Origin of the sequence: Pseudomonas sp. Ost2 (assembly GCF_018326065.1) — a bacterium.
Lineage (GTDB): Bacteria > Pseudomonadota > Gammaproteobacteria > Pseudomonadales > Pseudomonadaceae > Aquipseudomonas > Aquipseudomonas gingeri.
This window is the reverse complement of record NZ_AP021904.1, coordinates 2,800,022-2,815,587: the sequence shown is the minus strand read 5'-3', so window position 1 is coordinate 2,815,587 and position 15,566 is coordinate 2,800,022. Positions and strand designations below refer to the sequence as shown.

The 15,566-nt window shown below is 65.5% G+C and carries 12 protein-coding genes; 5 read left to right on the top strand and 7 right to left on the bottom strand.

The genetic code is table 11. The features are described from left to right. Positions 1–95 precede the first annotated feature (95 nt). Positions 96–2,435, top strand: a complete 2,340-nt coding sequence (locus KI243_RS12290; protein ID WP_212810872.1) for a tetratricopeptide repeat protein — start codon at positions 96–98, stop codon at positions 2,433–2,435. Positions 2,436–2,452: 17 nt separating this feature from the next. On the opposite strand, the gene KI243_RS12285 is transcribed toward KI243_RS12290, so the two are convergent. Further along, the gene (locus tag KI243_RS12285) at positions 2,453–4,027 is read right to left on the bottom strand and encodes a L,D-transpeptidase family protein (RefSeq protein ID WP_212810871.1); all 1,575 of its coding nucleotides are present in this window, start codon (positions 4,025–4,027) and stop codon (positions 2,453–2,455) included. 194 nt (positions 4,028–4,221) lie between these two features. Here KI243_RS12285 and KI243_RS12280 point away from each other — a divergent pair, with 194 nt between their 5' ends. Beyond that, positions 4,222–4,899, top strand: a complete 678-nt coding sequence (locus tag KI243_RS12280) for a murein L,D-transpeptidase catalytic domain family protein (RefSeq protein ID WP_177116440.1) — start codon at positions 4,222–4,224, stop codon at positions 4,897–4,899. A gap of 93 nt (positions 4,900–4,992) precedes the next feature. Here the strand turns inward: KI243_RS12280 and KI243_RS12275 are convergent, their stop codons facing one another. The 4 genes from KI243_RS12275 to KI243_RS12260 all read right to left on the bottom strand — a co-directional run bounded on the left by KI243_RS12275 (position 4,993) and on the right by KI243_RS12260 (position 7,768). After that, the gene (locus KI243_RS12275) at positions 4,993–5,472 is read right to left on the bottom strand and encodes an ATP-binding protein (RefSeq protein WP_017128976.1); all 480 of its coding nucleotides are present in this window, start codon (positions 5,470–5,472) and stop codon (positions 4,993–4,995) included. A gap of 125 nt (positions 5,473–5,597) precedes the next feature. After that, complete coding sequence (locus KI243_RS12270; protein WP_017128975.1) at positions 5,598–6,815, bottom strand: MFS transporter; 1,218 nt, start codon at positions 6,813–6,815, stop codon at positions 5,598–5,600. A gap of 114 nt (positions 6,816–6,929) precedes the next feature. Next, positions 6,930–7,250 (bottom strand): multidrug efflux SMR transporter, encoded by a 321-nt coding sequence (locus tag KI243_RS12265; RefSeq protein ID WP_017128974.1) that lies wholly within the window; start codon positions 7,248–7,250, stop codon positions 6,930–6,932. Positions 7,251–7,312: 62 nt separating this feature from the next. Then, positions 7,313–7,768, bottom strand: a complete 456-nt coding sequence (locus KI243_RS12260; RefSeq protein ID WP_017128973.1) for a carboxymuconolactone decarboxylase family protein — start codon at positions 7,766–7,768, stop codon at positions 7,313–7,315. 124 nt (positions 7,769–7,892) lie between these two features. Here KI243_RS12260 and KI243_RS12255 point away from each other — a divergent pair, with 124 nt between their 5' ends. From KI243_RS12255 to KI243_RS12245, 3 genes are all read left to right on the top strand, one after another. Beyond that, positions 7,893–9,311, top strand: coding sequence for a PLP-dependent aminotransferase family protein (locus KI243_RS12255; protein WP_212810870.1), 1,419 nt, complete (start codon positions 7,893–7,895; stop codon positions 9,309–9,311). A gap of 117 nt (positions 9,312–9,428) precedes the next feature. Then, positions 9,429–10,109, top strand: coding sequence for an NAD(P)H-dependent oxidoreductase (locus KI243_RS12250; RefSeq protein ID WP_212810869.1), 681 nt, complete (start codon positions 9,429–9,431; stop codon positions 10,107–10,109). A gap of 96 nt (positions 10,110–10,205) precedes the next feature. After that, positions 10,206–12,125, top strand: coding sequence for a methyl-accepting chemotaxis protein (locus KI243_RS12245; RefSeq protein WP_244861844.1), 1,920 nt, complete (start codon positions 10,206–10,208; stop codon positions 12,123–12,125). A 92-nt stretch (positions 12,126–12,217) separates the two neighbouring features. Here KI243_RS12245 and KI243_RS12240 read toward each other — a convergent pair whose 3' ends face one another. Both KI243_RS12240 and KI243_RS12235 read right to left on the bottom strand, forming a co-directional pair. After that, positions 12,218–13,930 carry an amidase gene (locus KI243_RS12240; RefSeq protein ID WP_212810868.1) on the bottom strand — a complete coding sequence of 571 codons (1,713 nt, stop codon included), beginning with the start codon at positions 13,928–13,930 and terminating at the stop codon, positions 12,218–12,220. Positions 13,931–14,015: 85 nt separating this feature from the next. Beyond that, entirely contained in the window at positions 14,016–15,500 is a 1,485-nt protein-coding gene (locus KI243_RS12235; RefSeq protein ID WP_212810867.1) for a PLP-dependent aminotransferase family protein, read from the bottom strand. Between the last annotated feature and the right edge of the window lie 66 nt (positions 15,501–15,566).

The window sequence follows — 15,566 nt, the reverse complement described above, 5'->3', positions numbered from 1 at the left end:
AAAGCTCATTTGACAGGAGCCGCCGCGCCGTCAAAGCTGGACCCAGCGTCGATGCTCGCCTGGCGGGTCAATGCAGTTGGACAACGGATGTCTCAATGCCCAAGCAAAAAAAACAAACCGCACCCTCCGCTTCCCCTTCGCGCCTGTCCCGCTACCTGCTCCCCGTCACCGCCGCGCTCCTGCTGCTGGTGACCGTGGGCATCTGGTGGTCCCTGCAAGACAGCACGCCCGTACGGGCACTCCCCACCGCCCCCCCGGCCGGCCCGCCAGCGGTGGCCCAGGCCCCTGCGACTCCCGCCGCGCAAATGGTCGACGAACAACAATGCCAGGGCTGCCACGCGCCCCAGGCCAAGGACTGGCAAGGTTCCCACCACCAGCTGGCGATGCAGGCGGCAACAGCGGAAACGGTACTGGGCGACTTCGCCGATGTCAGCGTGAACCTGGAACAGCAGCAGACCCGCTTCTTTCGTCGCGACCAGGACTTCTGGGTCAACACCCAGGGCGCCGACGGTGTCGCCGCCGACTTCAAGGTCGCCTATACCTTTGGCATCGCGCCGCTGCAGCAGTACCTGCTGGAAGCCCCCGGTGGCCGCCTGCAGGCCCTCGGCGTCGCCTGGGATACCGAGAAGCACCGCTGGTTCCACCTCTACCCCGGCCAGGGCGTGGACTTCAAGAACCCGCTGCACTGGAGCAAGCCGAGCCAGAACGCCAACTTCATGTGCGTCGAGTGCCATACCACCGGTTACCAGCGCAACTTCGACGCCGCCGGCAACCGCTTCGCCAGCCACTGGAACAGCCTCGGCGTCGGCTGCCAGGCCTGCCATGGCCCGGCGTCGAATCACCTGCAATGGACAGCCGCAAAGAGCGACCTGATCCACAAGGGGTTCGCCGTCGACCTCGCCAGCAAGTACGCCACCGTCGAGATCGAGACCTGCGCCCGCTGCCATGCCCGTCGTGCCCCGCTGGGTGACGGCTACACCGTGGGCAAGCGCTTGATGGACGACTACCTGCCCAGCGTGCTGACCCGCGAACTCTATGCCCTCGATGGCAAGATCAAGGACGAGGTGTTCGAGCACGGCTCGTTCCTGCAGAGCAAGATGTTCGACAAGGGCGTGCGCTGCAGCGATTGCCACAACCCCCACAGCGGCGAACTCAAGGCCACGGGAAATGGCGTGTGCCTGCAATGCCACAACCCCTCGGGCAAGAGTGCCGTCGCCGGTGTCGACGGCCGTGGCCTGCAAGCGAAAGACTACGACTCGCCCGAGCACCATCGGCATCAACCCGGCCAGCCGGGAGCGCAATGCATCGACTGCCATATGCCGGGAAAATTCTATATGGGCAACGACTTTCGCCATGACCACAGCTTCAGTATTCCCAACCCGGAACGGGCCAGGGTCCTCGGCACGCCGGATGCCTGCCTGGGTTGTCACCAGGGCGCGGCGGGCGACAAGGTCACCGCGCAGTTCAAGCTCTGGCACGACAGCTCGGCCCCCGCCGCACCCCGTTACGACGAGAGCCTGCTGTTGATCCGTGACGGTCGCCCCGGCGCGGCCGAAGCCCTCTACCAGCAGTTGCAACGCAGCAACCTGCCCGCGATCCAGCGCGCCACCCTGCTGGCCGAATTGCCGTCCTACCCCAGTGAGCAGGCCTTGAAACTTGCCAGCAAGGATCTGGCCCATGGTGAACCGCAGGTGCGTGAAAGTGCCCTGCGCGCCGTCAGCGCCTTTGTCCCGCCGGCCGAGCGCACGGCCCTGCTGGCACCGCTGCTCGAAGACCCGGTCAAGGCCGTGCGCATCAGCGCCGCGCGCGAACTGCTGGGTGCTTCGGCCACCGGCCTGGGCGCCGCCCAGCCGGCCTGGAACAAGGCCATCGGTGAGTACGAACAGGTGCAATCGAACCTCAGGGAACGCGCCGAGGCCAACCTCAACCTGGCGATGCTGTATCAGGCCACCGGCCGCGGCCCCCAGGTCGAGGCACTGCTGCGGACCGCGTTGCTGCGCGATCCGGACTTCCTGCCGGCGCTGGTGACCCTGGTGCAATGGCTGGAGGCCAACGGACGCGGCAGCGAGGCCGGGCAACGGCTGGACCAGGCCCTGAAGGAACACCCCGATGCCGCGTTACTGCAACACGCCCGGGGCCTGGCGCTGATCCGCGCCGGCAACACCGCGCAGGCCCTGCCTGCCCTGCGCAAGGCCGCACGCCTGGAACCGCGGAATCCCCAGTACGGTTATGTGCTGGCGGTGGCGCTGCACGACAGCGGCCAGGTCGAGGCCGCCTGCGCCGAACTGGAAACGCTGCTCAAGCACCAGCCGACCCAGCGCAATGCCCGGCTCTCATTGATCCAGTACTACCTGGAAAACGGCCACGAACCCAAGGCCCAGGTCTTGCTCCAGGCCTGGAAACAACTCAATCCGGGGGATCCTGCGTTGAAATAGCGACATGAAAGACGGCCTCAGGACGAACTGCCCAAGGCCTTCAACAGCAGCGGATCGCGTGCATAGATATCCGGCGCATAGAGCAAGGCGCCGTCACCGTCGACCTGGACCGTCCAGTAGCCGAGCAGGATCGGCACCGGTGCCGCCAGGCGGAACTCGTGGGTGGTGCCGCTGGCCAGCAGTTCGTCGGTCCTGGTCCGCTCCGCCGGAGTCAACAGCAGGTCGCGCAGGTGCAGCGGTTGCTCGACCCGCACGCAGCCCGAGCTGAAGGCCCGGGGCCCCTTGGCGAACAGGGGTTGGCTGGGCGTGTCGTGCAGGTACACCGAGAACGGATTGGGAAAGCGCAGGACGATCTTGCCCAGCGGGTTGCGCGGACCGGCCTCCTGGCGCAGGAGGATATTGCCCGGCCGCTCCCAGTCGATGCTGTCCGCCGCCAGCGGATGGCCTTCGCTGTCCAGCACTTGCAGGTTCTGCTGGCTCAGGTACGCCGCCGGGTCCAGGCGGATGGCCGGCAGCTTGTCTTCGCGCAGGATGGTCGGCGGCACAGTCCAGGTCGGGTTCAGGGTCAGGCGGGTGACCCGCGATTTCAACAGCGGCGTCTGCCGCTCGGCCCGGCCGACCTGCAGGCGGGTCTGCCAGATCGGCGCGCCTTCGTGGTAGACGCTCAACTGCGCCGCCGCGACATTCACCAGCACGCCTTCGGGCTCCAGGTCCGGCGCCAGCCAGCGAAAGCGTTCGAGGTTGATGCGCAACTGCTCGCGGCGCAGCGCCGGGCTGATATTCAGCTCGGTCAGGGTGCCCGGTCCGATCACGCCATCGGATTGCAGCGAATGCCGCAGCTGGAATTGCCTGACCGCATCGGCCAGTTCTTCGCCGTAGGTCTTTTCCGGACCGCCGGGCAGGCTTTGCAGGTAGCCCTCGGCCAACAGCCGCTCGGCCAATACCGGCACCCGCGGGTCCTCCATGCCCGGACGCAGCAAGGGGCCGCCGGCCACCATTGGCCAATGCAGCAGTGGCTGCAGGCGCTGTTGCGCGTAGATGCGCCGCAGGCTGAGGTACAACTCGGCATTCGGCCGCGCCTGAGCGAACCCCCGGGCCATATCCTGCAACCCGGTCGCGGCCAGCATCAGCAACCGGGCGTCCGCGTCCTGCGCGGCCGGCTGGGAGTGCCAGACCGGCTCGAAGCGGGCCTGGGACAGGCGACCGAAATGCAGGTCCTGCAGGACTTGAAGGTACTGCCGGCTGATCTCGATATCGGTGCACAGCGCATTGCCCGCGTCGGTGTCACGGGGCAACGGATAGCGTGCCGGATCGAGGCCGTCATCGGCCAGCAACGGTAGTTGCGCCTGCAACGCCGACAAGCGGTCATTGCCGGACCAGAGCGGCACATTGTCGTGCTGCAGATAGAACGCCTGCAGGCGCAGACGTGCCGGCGCATCGAGTTGCACCGCCAGCGCGGGGCAGTCGGTCGACAACTGTGCCAGCGCCGATTGCAACGGCGTCGACGGCTCGACAGGCAGATCCTCCGCTGTCGCGACCAGCGGTGCAACGAGCAGGCAAATGCTCAAGTAACATGCGTGTTTTTTGAACAAAGGCTTGGCTCCAATCCACGGTCATTCCATGGGCGGTCTATAGTTACGACAGAGGCGACAAGCCCTCAAGGCAGCCCGTGATCGTGCTGTTCCGGGACCGATGGGATGCGCAGGCCTGCACCAACGGCGGAGACGCTCCCTATATGCTGACATCTTGCTACCGACTCTGCCTGAGCATTCTGAGCCTGTTCATTATGACCCTGGCCGCGCCCGGCAGTTCTGCCCTGGCCGCCAGCGCTCCGAAACCGACGCTGTATGGCAGCCTCGCCCACGCCGCGCCGGAACTCAACCCCCTGGTGCTGAAAAGCGCCCTGAACGCCATGCAATGCGCGATCAATCAGGGCCATGGGCAATCCGAACGCCTAGCCGTGATCGACTACTCGCAACCCTCGACGGCGCGGCGCCTGTGGATCTTCGACCTGCGCAAGAGAACCCTGGTGCTGCGTGACCTCGTCGCCCATGGGCAGAAATCCGGGGAAAACTTCGCCACCCGGTTCTCCAACCGGATGGGCAGCTACCAGTCGAGCCTGGGCCTGTTCCGGACCCAGGAAAGCTATGAGGGCACCCACGGTTACTCGTTGCGCATGGACGGCCTGGAGCCGGGCTTCAATGACCTCGCCCGCGACCGTGACATCGTGATTCATGCCGCCGACTACGTCAGCCCGCTGTGGAGCAGGCGCGAAGGTCGCATCGGCCGTAGCCAGGGCTGTCCCGCCGTGCGCCCGCAGGTGGCGCGACAGGTGGTCGACAAGCTCAAGGACGGCCAGTTCATGTTCTCCTGGTATCCCGACCGACGCTGGCTGAAGTCCTCGCCCTACCTCAACTGCAAGCCCCAGCAGATGGCCAGTGCCAGCAGCACCCAGGGCGGCTGAAACCGCGAGAGGCCGCAGGCCCTCGGCCCGCCGTTGACACTGCGGCGAACCACGCCAGGTCGATAACGTGCCGCCGGGCGAGTGCAAGTCGCCCTAATAGCGGACAATCTCCAGGCCTTCGGTTTCCCCAGGGGCGCTGAAGTAGCTGGAGATCAGGTCGAATTCGGCATCCGTTGCCGCAAAGTCATGATCGCCCCTGGCGTTTCGCTCATGCAGGCGAGCCCGGCAGGTGGCATCATCCAGATCGATGAAATGCAGGTTGTGGCCGGCCCCGGCCTCGTCGGCCAGGGCCCGCAGCCACAGGCGATCAGCGGCCGTATTGGCAGGAAAATCCAGCACCACCGACAGGCCCTTCGACAGCATCCCGGTGACCAGCGGGCCCAGCACGCCGCGAATTCGCCGAGCGCAACGGACATAGTCGGCCACCGAGGCGATCTCCCCCGGATAGAGGGTGGCCAGCCACGGGTCTTCGCCCAGCAGAATGGCGTCGTGGGCCTCGGCGAGGGTTCTCGCCAGGGTGGACTTACCCGAGGCGATCTTGCCGCACATCAGGTGCAGCCGGGGCTGGGCCATGGTTCTCACTCCTTGATCAGAACCCCGGATAATGCCCAGTGACCGGGACGCGGGCAACAACAGATGCAGACAATCCCATCCTGCCGATAAGGCCCTGCCCCTTGAGTCGCCACGACGCTCCCGAGTCACCCCTGCCGGCGGCTTGCCTCACTGGCATCGTGCTGGCGTGCATAAGCGGCGCCGATCAGGTAGAAACAGCCGCCGGCGATGATAAAGCCCGCCAGCATGTAGAACATGAAATGCGGCGCCCACCAGGCCAGGGCAAAACCGCAGAGCACCGGGCCCAGCGCACCGCCCAGGGTGGACAGGTTCTGCGCGCCGTAATACATGCCGCGCAGGTGCTGGGGAGCGATACGGTCGATAAACATGTACTCGGCGGGAAACACGATGATTTCCCCCAGGGTGAACACTGCCATGGCCAGCGACCAGTGCAGCACCGTGCTCGACAGGGCAAATCCGGTCACCCCGAGCAGGAACAGGCTGAAGCCCGCTGTCAGCCACAGGTTCAGGTGCTGTTGGCTGATGCGTTTGCCCACCACGAACTGCAGGCAGATGACCACCACCGCATTCACCGCCACCACCGAACTGATGATGCTGTAGGCGAACTCCGGGGTGCCGGTGGTCACCAGGAACTGTGACAGATAGGCGGTGAACTGGCCGAACACCACGGCGCTGAGCAGGCCGCCCAGGGTGAAGCAGACCAGGCGCTTGTCCCGCAGCAGGATCCGGCCCACACCGATAAAGGACACCGGCGCCCGGGCCCGATCGACCGGGCTGAGCTGCCGGTCACCGAAGTTGTAGTAGGTCAGCAATGACACCACGCCCAACAGGGCGGAGACCACAAAGGGCAAGCGCATATCGAGGTGCGCCAGGCCCGCGCCGATAAACGGCCCGACCGCATAGCCGATATTGATCAGCGTGTAGCGCACCGAGAACACGCTGGCCTGTTCCGCTTCCGGCAGCACGCGGCCCAGGGTCGCCTTGACCACCACGTCGATCACCGAGTAGGCGAAGTTGAACAGCACCAGGAATATGAAGAACAGCCAGAGCCGGTGGGTCATGCACATGCCGATAAAACCGAGCACGAACAGCGCCGTGAAGCCCAGGATCAGGTGGAAGCTGGAACCCTTGTCCGTCAGGTAGCCGCCATACACGCTGAGCAGCGACCCCGCCACCAGCGCAATGCCGACCACCAGGCCGATCTCGCTGATCCCCAGGGAAAACTGCGAGGACAGGAAGATCACCAGGTAGGGCAGCGTGATGGCCCGTCCCAGGGTCAGGATCAACGAAGAAGCCAACAGCAGATTGACCGAAGTCGGGTAACGCCTGAGTACCGCCAACATCCTGATCCGGCTCCTTGCGGCCCGCGCACTCCGGCACGGACCTGATTTCGATATCGCCCTGGGGCGAAAGCCTCCCAGTATCGCTCAAGGCGCGAAACCCGTCATGCTCCCGGTTCAGTTTGTCGAGACCAGTTTGAGCCCGATAACCCCCGCCAGGATCACGCCGATGCAAAGGATGCGCAGCGGCGCCATCGAGTCGCCCAGCAACGCCATGCCCAGTATCGCGGTGCCTGCCGCGCCGATCCCGGTCCATACCGCATAGGCCGTCCCCACCGGCAACGTGCGCAGCGCCAGCGAGAGCAGGACGACGCTCGACAGGCCGCAGGCAACCGTCAGCAGCCCGGGGACCAGGCGGGTAAAACCTTCGGAGCCCTTCATGAAGAAGGCGAAGGCGATTTCGAGAATGCCGGCAATGCCCAACAGTGCCCATGCCATAAATGCCAATTCCTTCGAAGTGGTGGGCGCCAGGCCAGGGGTCGGGCGCCACGGGGTGGGTATCAGGCCTTGCCGGCGGCCACGGGAGTCGAACGGAAGGTCACGCCAAAGCGGTTGAAGGCGTTCATCAGCCCGATGGCATAGGTCAGGTCGGCGAGTTCCTTGTCGCTGAACTCGGCCGCCGCCGCGGCATAGTCGGCATCCGGCACGCCGCTTTCGGCGACCCGGGTCACGGTTTCCGCCCACGCCAGGGCCACCTGCTCGCGGTTGCTGAACAGCGCCCCGGCATCGCGCCATACCGGCACCAGCACCAGTTTCTCGACGGCCACGCCGAGCTTGAGCAGGTCACGGGTGTGCATGTCGATGCAGTAGGCACAACCATTGAGCTGAGACACCCGCAGATAGACCAGATCGATCAGTTCGGCGGAAAAACCACACTTCTGCAGGTACACATAGACGCCTCCAAAAGCCTTGTAGCCTTCGGGCGAAGCGGTAGCGTAGTCGAGACGTTGAGTCATGATGAATCCTTGTATTGGCTGTTTGAAGGGTTCTATCCTGCGACGACTTGGCCCATTGAAAAAGATCCATGATTAGCCTTTAGTTATAGGCCATGAGCCATTCTCTTCCAGAACCATAGCGACCATGACCCGACCGACTCCGCGTTTCTCCCCCCTCGATCCCGATTCGAAGGAGCCCGTCTACCGTCAGCTCTATTGGCGTTTTCGCGGGGCGATCAGTGACGGCCTGCTCAGCCCCGGCGAACGGATTCCCGCCGCGCGGGCGCTGGCCAAGGAGCTGGGCCTGGCCCGTGGCACCATCGACACCGCGTATTCCCTGCTCAGTGCCGAGGGCTACATCCAGTCCAGGGGCCAGGCCGGCACGGTGGTATCACCGGACATCAGGAGCCCGGTCCTCAAGGGCCATCCGGACCAGGGACCCAACCCGGTCGAAGGCCTGTCGATCCGGCACAAGGCACCGGTCCTGCCGTTTCAGATGGCCCTGCCGGCCCTGGACGCCTTTCCCCGGAAAATCTGGGCGCAGTTGGGCGCACGCTGCGTGCGTGCCACGCAGATCGCCGACATGGCCAACCCCTCGGTGCTCGGCCTGGAGTCCCTGCGCACGGCCATCGCCAGCTACCTGCAGGTGGCACGGGGCATCGCCTGCCTGCCCTCCCAGGTATTCGTCACCTCGGGCTATCGCAATACCCTGGCGCTGATCGCCCATGCCCTGCTCGAACCGGGAGACCGCGTGCTGGTCGAGGACCCGGGCTATGCACCGACCCGACAACTGCTGGAGTACCTGCGCATGGAAACGGTCGCGGTCGCGGTCGACCAGGATGGCATGCGGGTCGGCGACGGCATCGAACGCTCGCCCGTCGCCCGCGCGGCGGTGGTCACACCGGCGCACCAGAGCCCGCTGTCCGTATCGCTGTCCCTGCCCCGGCGCCTGGAACTGCTGGAGTGGGCCGGCCGCCAGCAGGCCTGGATTGTCGAAGATGACTACGACGGCGAGTACCGCTACGTCAGCCGGCCATTGCCCGCGCTCAAGAGCCTGGATCGCGAGGGTCGGGTGCTGTATGCCGGGACCTTCAGCAAGGTGCTGTTCCCTGGCATCCGGATCGCCTACCTGGTGGTGCCCCCGGCACAAGTGGAACGTTTCGAACAGGTCGGCCAGATGTTTCTCGGCAACTGCCCGGAGCTCACCCAGGCCATCGTCGCCACGTTCATGAGCGAAGGCCACTTCGCCCGGCATATCCAGCGCATGCGCAAACTCTACGCCGAACGCCGGGAAGCGACCGTCAGGGGGTTGAACAAGGCCCTGGGCCAGGAGGTGCGGATCGATGCCCAGCCGGGTGGCATGCACCTGATCCTGCGACTGGCGCCGCAGCAGTGCGACCGGGCGCTGGTGGCCCGCCTGCGACAGGCCGGCATCTACGCCGAAGCCCTGAGCGAATGGAACATCGAGGGGCAAACCGGCCCGGCCCTGCTGCTCGGGTTCGCCAACATCGACTCGCAGGCGCACGCGGAACAACTGGGCAAACGCATCCTGGAACTGCTCTAGCGCCGACCCGCCAGCGTGCTCATGGCCTATTCGAACAGACGGTTCTTGGATCTTCTTCAGGGGGCCGGGAGCCCCCATCATGGCCATTCTGACAGCCAGCCCGCAAAGGATTCATCCATGAGAGTACTGCACGTGACCTGCAGCCCCAGGGGCCGCGCCTCGGAAAGCCAGCGGCTTTCGCAAACCCTGATCAACGAGCTGATCGAGCATCATCGCGGTCATGACGTCGTGATCACCGAACGGGGTGTCGGCGCACTGGCGCATATCGATGGCGCACATGCACAGGCTTCGAGCAAACGCAGGGAACCTGCCGATACCCTGGGCGTGAGCGGCACCCTGCTGCAATCCGAACAGTTGATCCGCGAGCTGGAAAGTGCCGACTACGTGGTGATCGCCACGCCCATGCATAACCTGACGGTGCCCTCGACGCTGAAGGCCTGGCTCGACCATGTGGTCCAGGTGGACCGGACCTTCCGCATCACCCCCGCCGGCAAGGTCGGCACTCTGCGCGACCGTCCCGTGCTGGTGGCCATCGCCTCCGGCGGCCTCTTCTCCAGCGAAAACGCCCAGCAGCCAGACTTCCTGCGGCCCTACCTGAAAGCCGTACTGGCGACCATCGGCCTGCTCGATGTGACATTTTTCAGTGTCGAGGGCACGGCACAGCACCCGGACGCCCTGGACCTGCGGCGGGAAAAAGCGCAACAGGCCGTGGTGCACCACGTACTGAACCATCTCACCAAGCCGCCGGCTCCAGGCCCCCTCGCACAGAAACACGCAACCAGCCATCCGGAAACATAAAGTTTCAATTTTCCCGACCGATACCTCTGCTGTGACCTAATCAATCGAGGGCCAGGCGCCCTCCTATCAGCGGTTCGTACCGGCGGAGATTGTTCAATGCTTGCCCCCATTAACAGGATGCTGGAGAACATAAGCGTCAGAGCCAAGCTCGCCCTGGGCTTTGGGATCGTCATGGTGCTGACCCTGTTGATCGCGACAACCGGCTGGCTGGGTATCAAGTCGCTGAGTGAACGCAGCGACCGGATCCTCGATATCGCCAAGCTCAACGACCTCGCCCGGGACATGCGCAACGGTCACCTCTACTACAGCCTCAACCCGGATGCCGAACGCGCCGCGGCGGTGGTCAAACTGCTGGACAGCCTCGACAGCCACCTGGCCCACAGCCGTTCGGTATTTGTTTCGCCGGTCAGCATTCCCTACCTCGAAACGGCAATCACCACGGTCAAGAGCTACCGCGCTCACTTCAACGATTTCACCCAGGCGGTCCAGGCCCGCGATGCCACTCGCTCGGTGTTTGGCGGTCACGCCGACGACGCCGTGGCCGAACTGAAAAAGCTCATGGAGATCGCCACCTCGCCCATCGGCGACCAGGCCCAGATCGACGACCTGGTGAAAGCGCAGACCGTGGTCCAGCAGGCACGCTTCCAGTTGCGCGGCTACAGCTACAGCCTCAAGGCCGAGCTGCAACAACCGGCCAAGGACGCGATCGACCAGGCCATCGCCTATATCAAGACCCTCGGCACCCTGCTGCCCGCCGCCGAAGCTGACGGTGTGCAGCGCCTGCAACAGGCCATGGTCGACTATCGCGCGACCGTCGGCCTGTTCAGCGATGCCCAGACCAAGGCCGACAGCGCCCAGGTGCAGCTCAATGGCGATATCAAGAACCTGCTCGCGACGACCCAGGAGTTGTCGCAGGACCAGATCGACCAGCGCCTCGACGATGTCCTGAATGCCCGCAATCTGCTCGGTGGCGCCGTCCTCGCCGCATTGCTGCTGGGGATTATCGCCGCCTGGGTGATCACCCGACTGATCGTCAGCCCGCTGATGGAAACCCTGCGCCGCGCCGAACGCGTGGCCGGCGGTAACCTGACCGACGATGCCGTGGTCTCGCGCCGCGACGAACTGGGCATGCTGCAACTGAGCATGCAACGCATGACCCTGAACCTGCGCGAACTGATCGGCGGCCTGCGCGATGGCGTGGTGCAGATCGCCAGTGCCGCCGAAGAACTGTCGGCGGTCACCGAGCAGACCCGTGCCGGGGTCAACAGCCAGAAACTGGAAACCGACCAGGTCGCCACCGCCATGAACGAAATGGCCGCGACCGTCCAGGAAGTCGCACGCAACGCCGAACAGGCTTCCAGTGCTGCGGTCAACGCCACCCATGAAGCCCGCGAAGGTGACCAGGTGCTGGCCCTGGCCATGGCGCAGATCGAAAAGCTCGCCGGCGAGGTGAACAACTCCACGGCGGCGATGAACGACCTCAAGCAGGAAAGCGACAAGATCGGCAGCGTCCTCGACGTCATCAAGTCCGTGGCGCAACAGACCAACCTGCTGGCGCTCAACGCCGCCATCGAGGCGGCGCGGGCCGGCGAAGCGGGTCGCGGCTTTGCCGTGGTGGCCGATGAAGTCCGCAGCCTGGCGCAACGCACCCAGACCTCGACCGAGGAAATCGAGCAACTGATCACCGGCCTGCAAGGCGGCACCGACAAGGTCGCCATCAGCCTGGAAAGCAGCCGCACGCTGACCGACAGCAGCGTCGAACTGACCCGCCGTGCCGGCAACTCGCTGAACGGCATCACCCAGTCGGTACTGGCGATCGAATCGATGAACCACCAGATCGCCACGGCTGCCGAACAGCAGAGCGCGGTGGCCGAGGAAATCAATCGCAGCGTGATCAACGTCCGCGACATCTCCGAACAGACCTCGGCGGCCAGTGAAGAAACCGCCTCGTCGAGCATCGAGCTCGCGCGTCTGGGCAACCACCTGCAGATGCTGGTGGGCAAGTTCACCCTGTGACGTCATGACGCCAGGGATGGCGAGCCCAAGGTACTCGTAACAAGGTTCTGCAAGGGCTGGGAGCCAGAACGGCCCCAACCCCTCGAGGACAGCTACCTGGCAGCGGCCAGTGCCGGGGTACGCGGCGGGATCAGGCGCTTGCTGCCGGTGGCCTCGTACGCCGCGGCCAGGCGCAGCAACGTCGAATCGTCATAGGCACGGCCGGCGAAGGTCAGGCCGACCGGCATGCCGATATCCGCCATGACGCCCATCGGCACGGTGACGGTCGGAACACCCAGGTGCCGGATCGCCAGGTTGCCGTTGGCGACCCAGATACCGTTGCTCCAGGCGATGTCCGCCGACACCGGATCGACATCGGCATTGGCCGGGCCGACATCGGCCACCGTCGGGAACAGCACCGCGTCGAGACCGAGGCGCTCCATCCACTCTTCCAGGTCGATACGCCGCGTCTCTTCCAGACCGCGCAGGCCATCCGGCACGGTGCTGATCTCGTTCCATGGCGTGATGCCGCGCTCGGCCATCCGTACATACTCGTCCATGCCGGCGGCCAGGTCCCCCTCGCGATTGGGCAGGGTGCCAGGGTCGTGGGGGAAAATCAGCGGACCGTCGACATCCACCAGGCGGTTCAGCTTGGGGTCGCCGTTGGCCTGGAGGAAATCGTCGAAGGCCCAGGCGGTCAGGTCCCACAATTCATGGTGCAGGAACTCCTTGGACACCAGGCCGCGGGTAAACACGGTCGGCGCGCCGGGACGATCACCTTCGCAATTGGACACCAGCGGGAAGTCGACCTCGACCACCTCGGCACCGGCGGCTTCGAGCGCCTGGCGCGCCGCCTGCCAGAGATCGATCACCGAGGCGCGGGTGTTGATCCGCTGCCCGGTCGGGCCACCGATACCGGGAGCTTCGCTGGTGCCCGCCTCGGGGTCGGCGTTGATAAACATGCGCGGCACGCCCAGGCGCTTGCCGGCCAGGGCTTCGGCACCGACGGCGAGCGAGCCATAGGATTCGGGCCGTACCGAGGCCACGCTCGGGATCGGCACCCAGGGCTGCAGGCGCCACAGGTCGCCACGGGTGTCGCTGTCTTCTGCCACCACCACATCGAGAACTTCGAGCAGGTCGGCCATGGTCCGGGCATAGGGCACGACCACGTCCATGGTTGGCGTCAGCGGCCAGTTGCCACGTACCGAGATCACCCCGCGCGATGGGGTGTAGGCGCACAGGCCGTTGTTCGAGGCCGGCCCGCGACCGCTTGACCAGGTCTCTTCAGCCAGGCCGAAGGCGGCAAAGCTGGCGGCGGTTGCCGTCCCGGCACCGTTCGACGAACCGGAGGCAAAGGGTGCGGTGAGGTAGTCGGCGTTGTACGGGCTTTCCGCCCGGCCATAGACCCCGCGCTGCATGCCGCCATTGGCCATGGGCGGCATATTGGTCTTGCCCAGGCAGATCGCCCCGGCGGCGCGCAACCGCTCGATGGTGAAGGCATCGCGATAGGCGACCAGATTGGCGAAGGCTGGGCTGCCGGACGCGGCGGTCAGGCCCTTGACCAGATAACTGTCCTTGGCGGTATAGGGAATGCCGTCGAGTAGCCCCAGGGTCTCGCCCCTGGCCCGACGGGCATCGGACGCCCGGGCCTCTTCGAGCGCGGCGGGATTGCGCACCACCACGGCGTTGAGGGCGGTGGGCGTATCGGCGCCGTCATAGGCATCGATCCGGGCGAGATAGGCCTGGACCAGCTCGACCGCCGTTGTCTGGCCGGACTCGAGCGCCGCGCGCAATTGCGCAATGGAAACCTCGGTTACTTCGATCATGCTGTTACCGTCGATTGCTGATGGGGACGCGGTGATTGGAATGGCCGATATCTTACCCCAGCCTTGGTCGACAGGCGCCACGACCTCAGGCGCTCGTCCCTGGAAGCTCACGAATCACCCCGGCGAGAATCCGCACGCCCTCGTGAATGTCCTGGGTCGTCAGGCCGGCATAGCCCAGGATAAGCCCGGCGGGCCGTCCCTGTGCGGCTGACGCGGGAACGGCGAACAGCGGCGAAAGCGGATAGACACCCACCCCGCGCTCCAGCGCAGTGGCCCGCAATGCGGATTCATCCGCGGCGCGCAGTGCCGGTAACAGCAGCACGCCATGCAGCCCGGCGGCCATGCCGACCAGTTGCCCGCACCCCGCCAGATGCTCTTCAACCGCCTCCAGCAAGGCGCGGCGCCGTCGTTCGTTCTCCCGGCGCAAACGGCGGACATGACGTTCATAGGTGCCACTTTCGATCAGCGCGGCGAGCACGTTCTGTTCCCAGCGTGCCGAGTGTCGATCGGTCAGCCGCTTGGCTTCCCGGAACACCCGGACCAGCTCGCGCGGCAGCACCAGATACCCCAACCGCAACTGCGGCGAGAGTGCCTTGGAGAAGGTACCGACGTAGATGACGCGGGCCTCCGTGTCCATCGATTGCAGCGCGTCGATGGGACGCTGGCCATAACGGAACTCGCCACCGTAATCGTCCTCGATGATCCACGTCCGATGCCGACTCGCCCACGCCAGCAGTTCCAGGCGGCGTGCGATGGGAATCACCGCGCCCATGGGAAACTGGTGCGACGGCGTCACATAGGCCAGGCGCACGCGGTCGTCTTCCGGCAACGCGCCGGTATCCAGCCCGTTGGCATCGACTGGCGTCGGCAGCACCGTCGCGCCCGTGGCCTCGAAGCAGTAGCGGGCCATGCGATAACCCGGTTCCTCGAAGGCGAAGGTGTCGCCGGGGTTGAGCAGAAGCCGGGCGCATAGGTCGAGCCCCTGCTGCGAGCCGTGCACCACCAGAATCTGCTCGGCCTCGCAGGTCAGGCCCCGGGCCCGTCGCAGATAACCTTGCAACGCCCGACGCAGGCGCTCCTCCCCTTCCGGCTGGCCGTAATAGAGGGTCGGCTGGCGCTTGACCAGTTCGGCGCGATAGGCACGCTGCCAGCCCAGGGCCGGAAAATCGCCCGAGGCAACCGAGCCGTACCTGAAATCGATGCGCGCGCCCGGCGAAGCCACGGTGTAGGGCGTCAGCGCGGCAACCCGCTGGCCATACAGGGAAAGCGCCGGCGGCAATTCTTTGCGCGGCGTGTGGTCTGAACGGACGCCCTCGGACGAGGCAGCGACCACCTGCGCGACCCGCGCCGCCTTCCCCGCCGTGGTCACGACAAAACCCTCGGCGGCCAGTTGCTCGTAGGCAGCCGTCACCGTGGTTCGCGAAACCCCGAGTTCGGCCGCCAGGGCCCGTGTCGAGACCAGTTTCGCACCGGCGACAAGGGTGCCGTCCTCGATCTGCTGGCGCAGCCTGGCGTAGATACGCCGCTCGCTACCGCGGGAGGATGCATTCGGAGAAGAAAACTGGCCCATGGAAAAACCTCGAAACTGGCACTTTTCATTGTGCAGGTCATGGCCGAGATTATGGCCTCCCAGCCA

Bases quoted from the DNA above. Each gene is read 5' to 3' on its own strand.
- KI243_RS12240 (WP_212810868.1), bottom strand. From the start codon at position 13,930: ATGATCGAAGTAACCGAGGTTTCCATTGCGCAATTGCGCGCGGCGCTC.
- KI243_RS12255 (WP_212810870.1), top strand. From the start codon at position 7,893: ATGACCCGACCGACTCCGCGTTTCTCCCCCCTCGATCCCGATTCGAAG.
- KI243_RS12260 (WP_017128973.1), bottom strand. From the start codon at position 7,768: ATGACTCAACGTCTCGACTACGCTACCGCTTCGCCCGAAGGCTACAAG.
- KI243_RS12280 (WP_177116440.1), top strand. From the start codon at position 4,222: ATGACCCTGGCCGCGCCCGGCAGTTCTGCCCTGGCCGCCAGCGCTCCG.
- KI243_RS12265 (WP_017128974.1), bottom strand. From the start codon at position 7,250: ATGGCATGGGCACTGTTGGGCATTGCCGGCATTCTCGAAATCGCCTTC.
- KI243_RS12270 (WP_017128975.1), bottom strand. From the start codon at position 6,815: ATGTTGGCGGTACTCAGGCGTTACCCGACTTCGGTCAATCTGCTGTTG.
- KI243_RS12245 (WP_244861844.1), top strand. From the start codon at position 10,206: ATGCTTGCCCCCATTAACAGGATGCTGGAGAACATAAGCGTCAGAGCC.
- KI243_RS12250 (WP_212810869.1), top strand. From the start codon at position 9,429: ATGAGAGTACTGCACGTGACCTGCAGCCCCAGGGGCCGCGCCTCGGAA.
- KI243_RS12275 (WP_017128976.1), bottom strand. From the start codon at position 5,472: ATGGCCCAGCCCCGGCTGCACCTGATGTGCGGCAAGATCGCCTCGGGT.
- KI243_RS12290 (WP_212810872.1), top strand. From the start codon at position 96: ATGCCCAAGCAAAAAAAACAAACCGCACCCTCCGCTTCCCCTTCGCGC.
- KI243_RS12235 (WP_212810867.1), bottom strand. From the start codon at position 15,500: ATGGGCCAGTTTTCTTCTCCGAATGCATCCTCCCGCGGTAGCGAGCGG.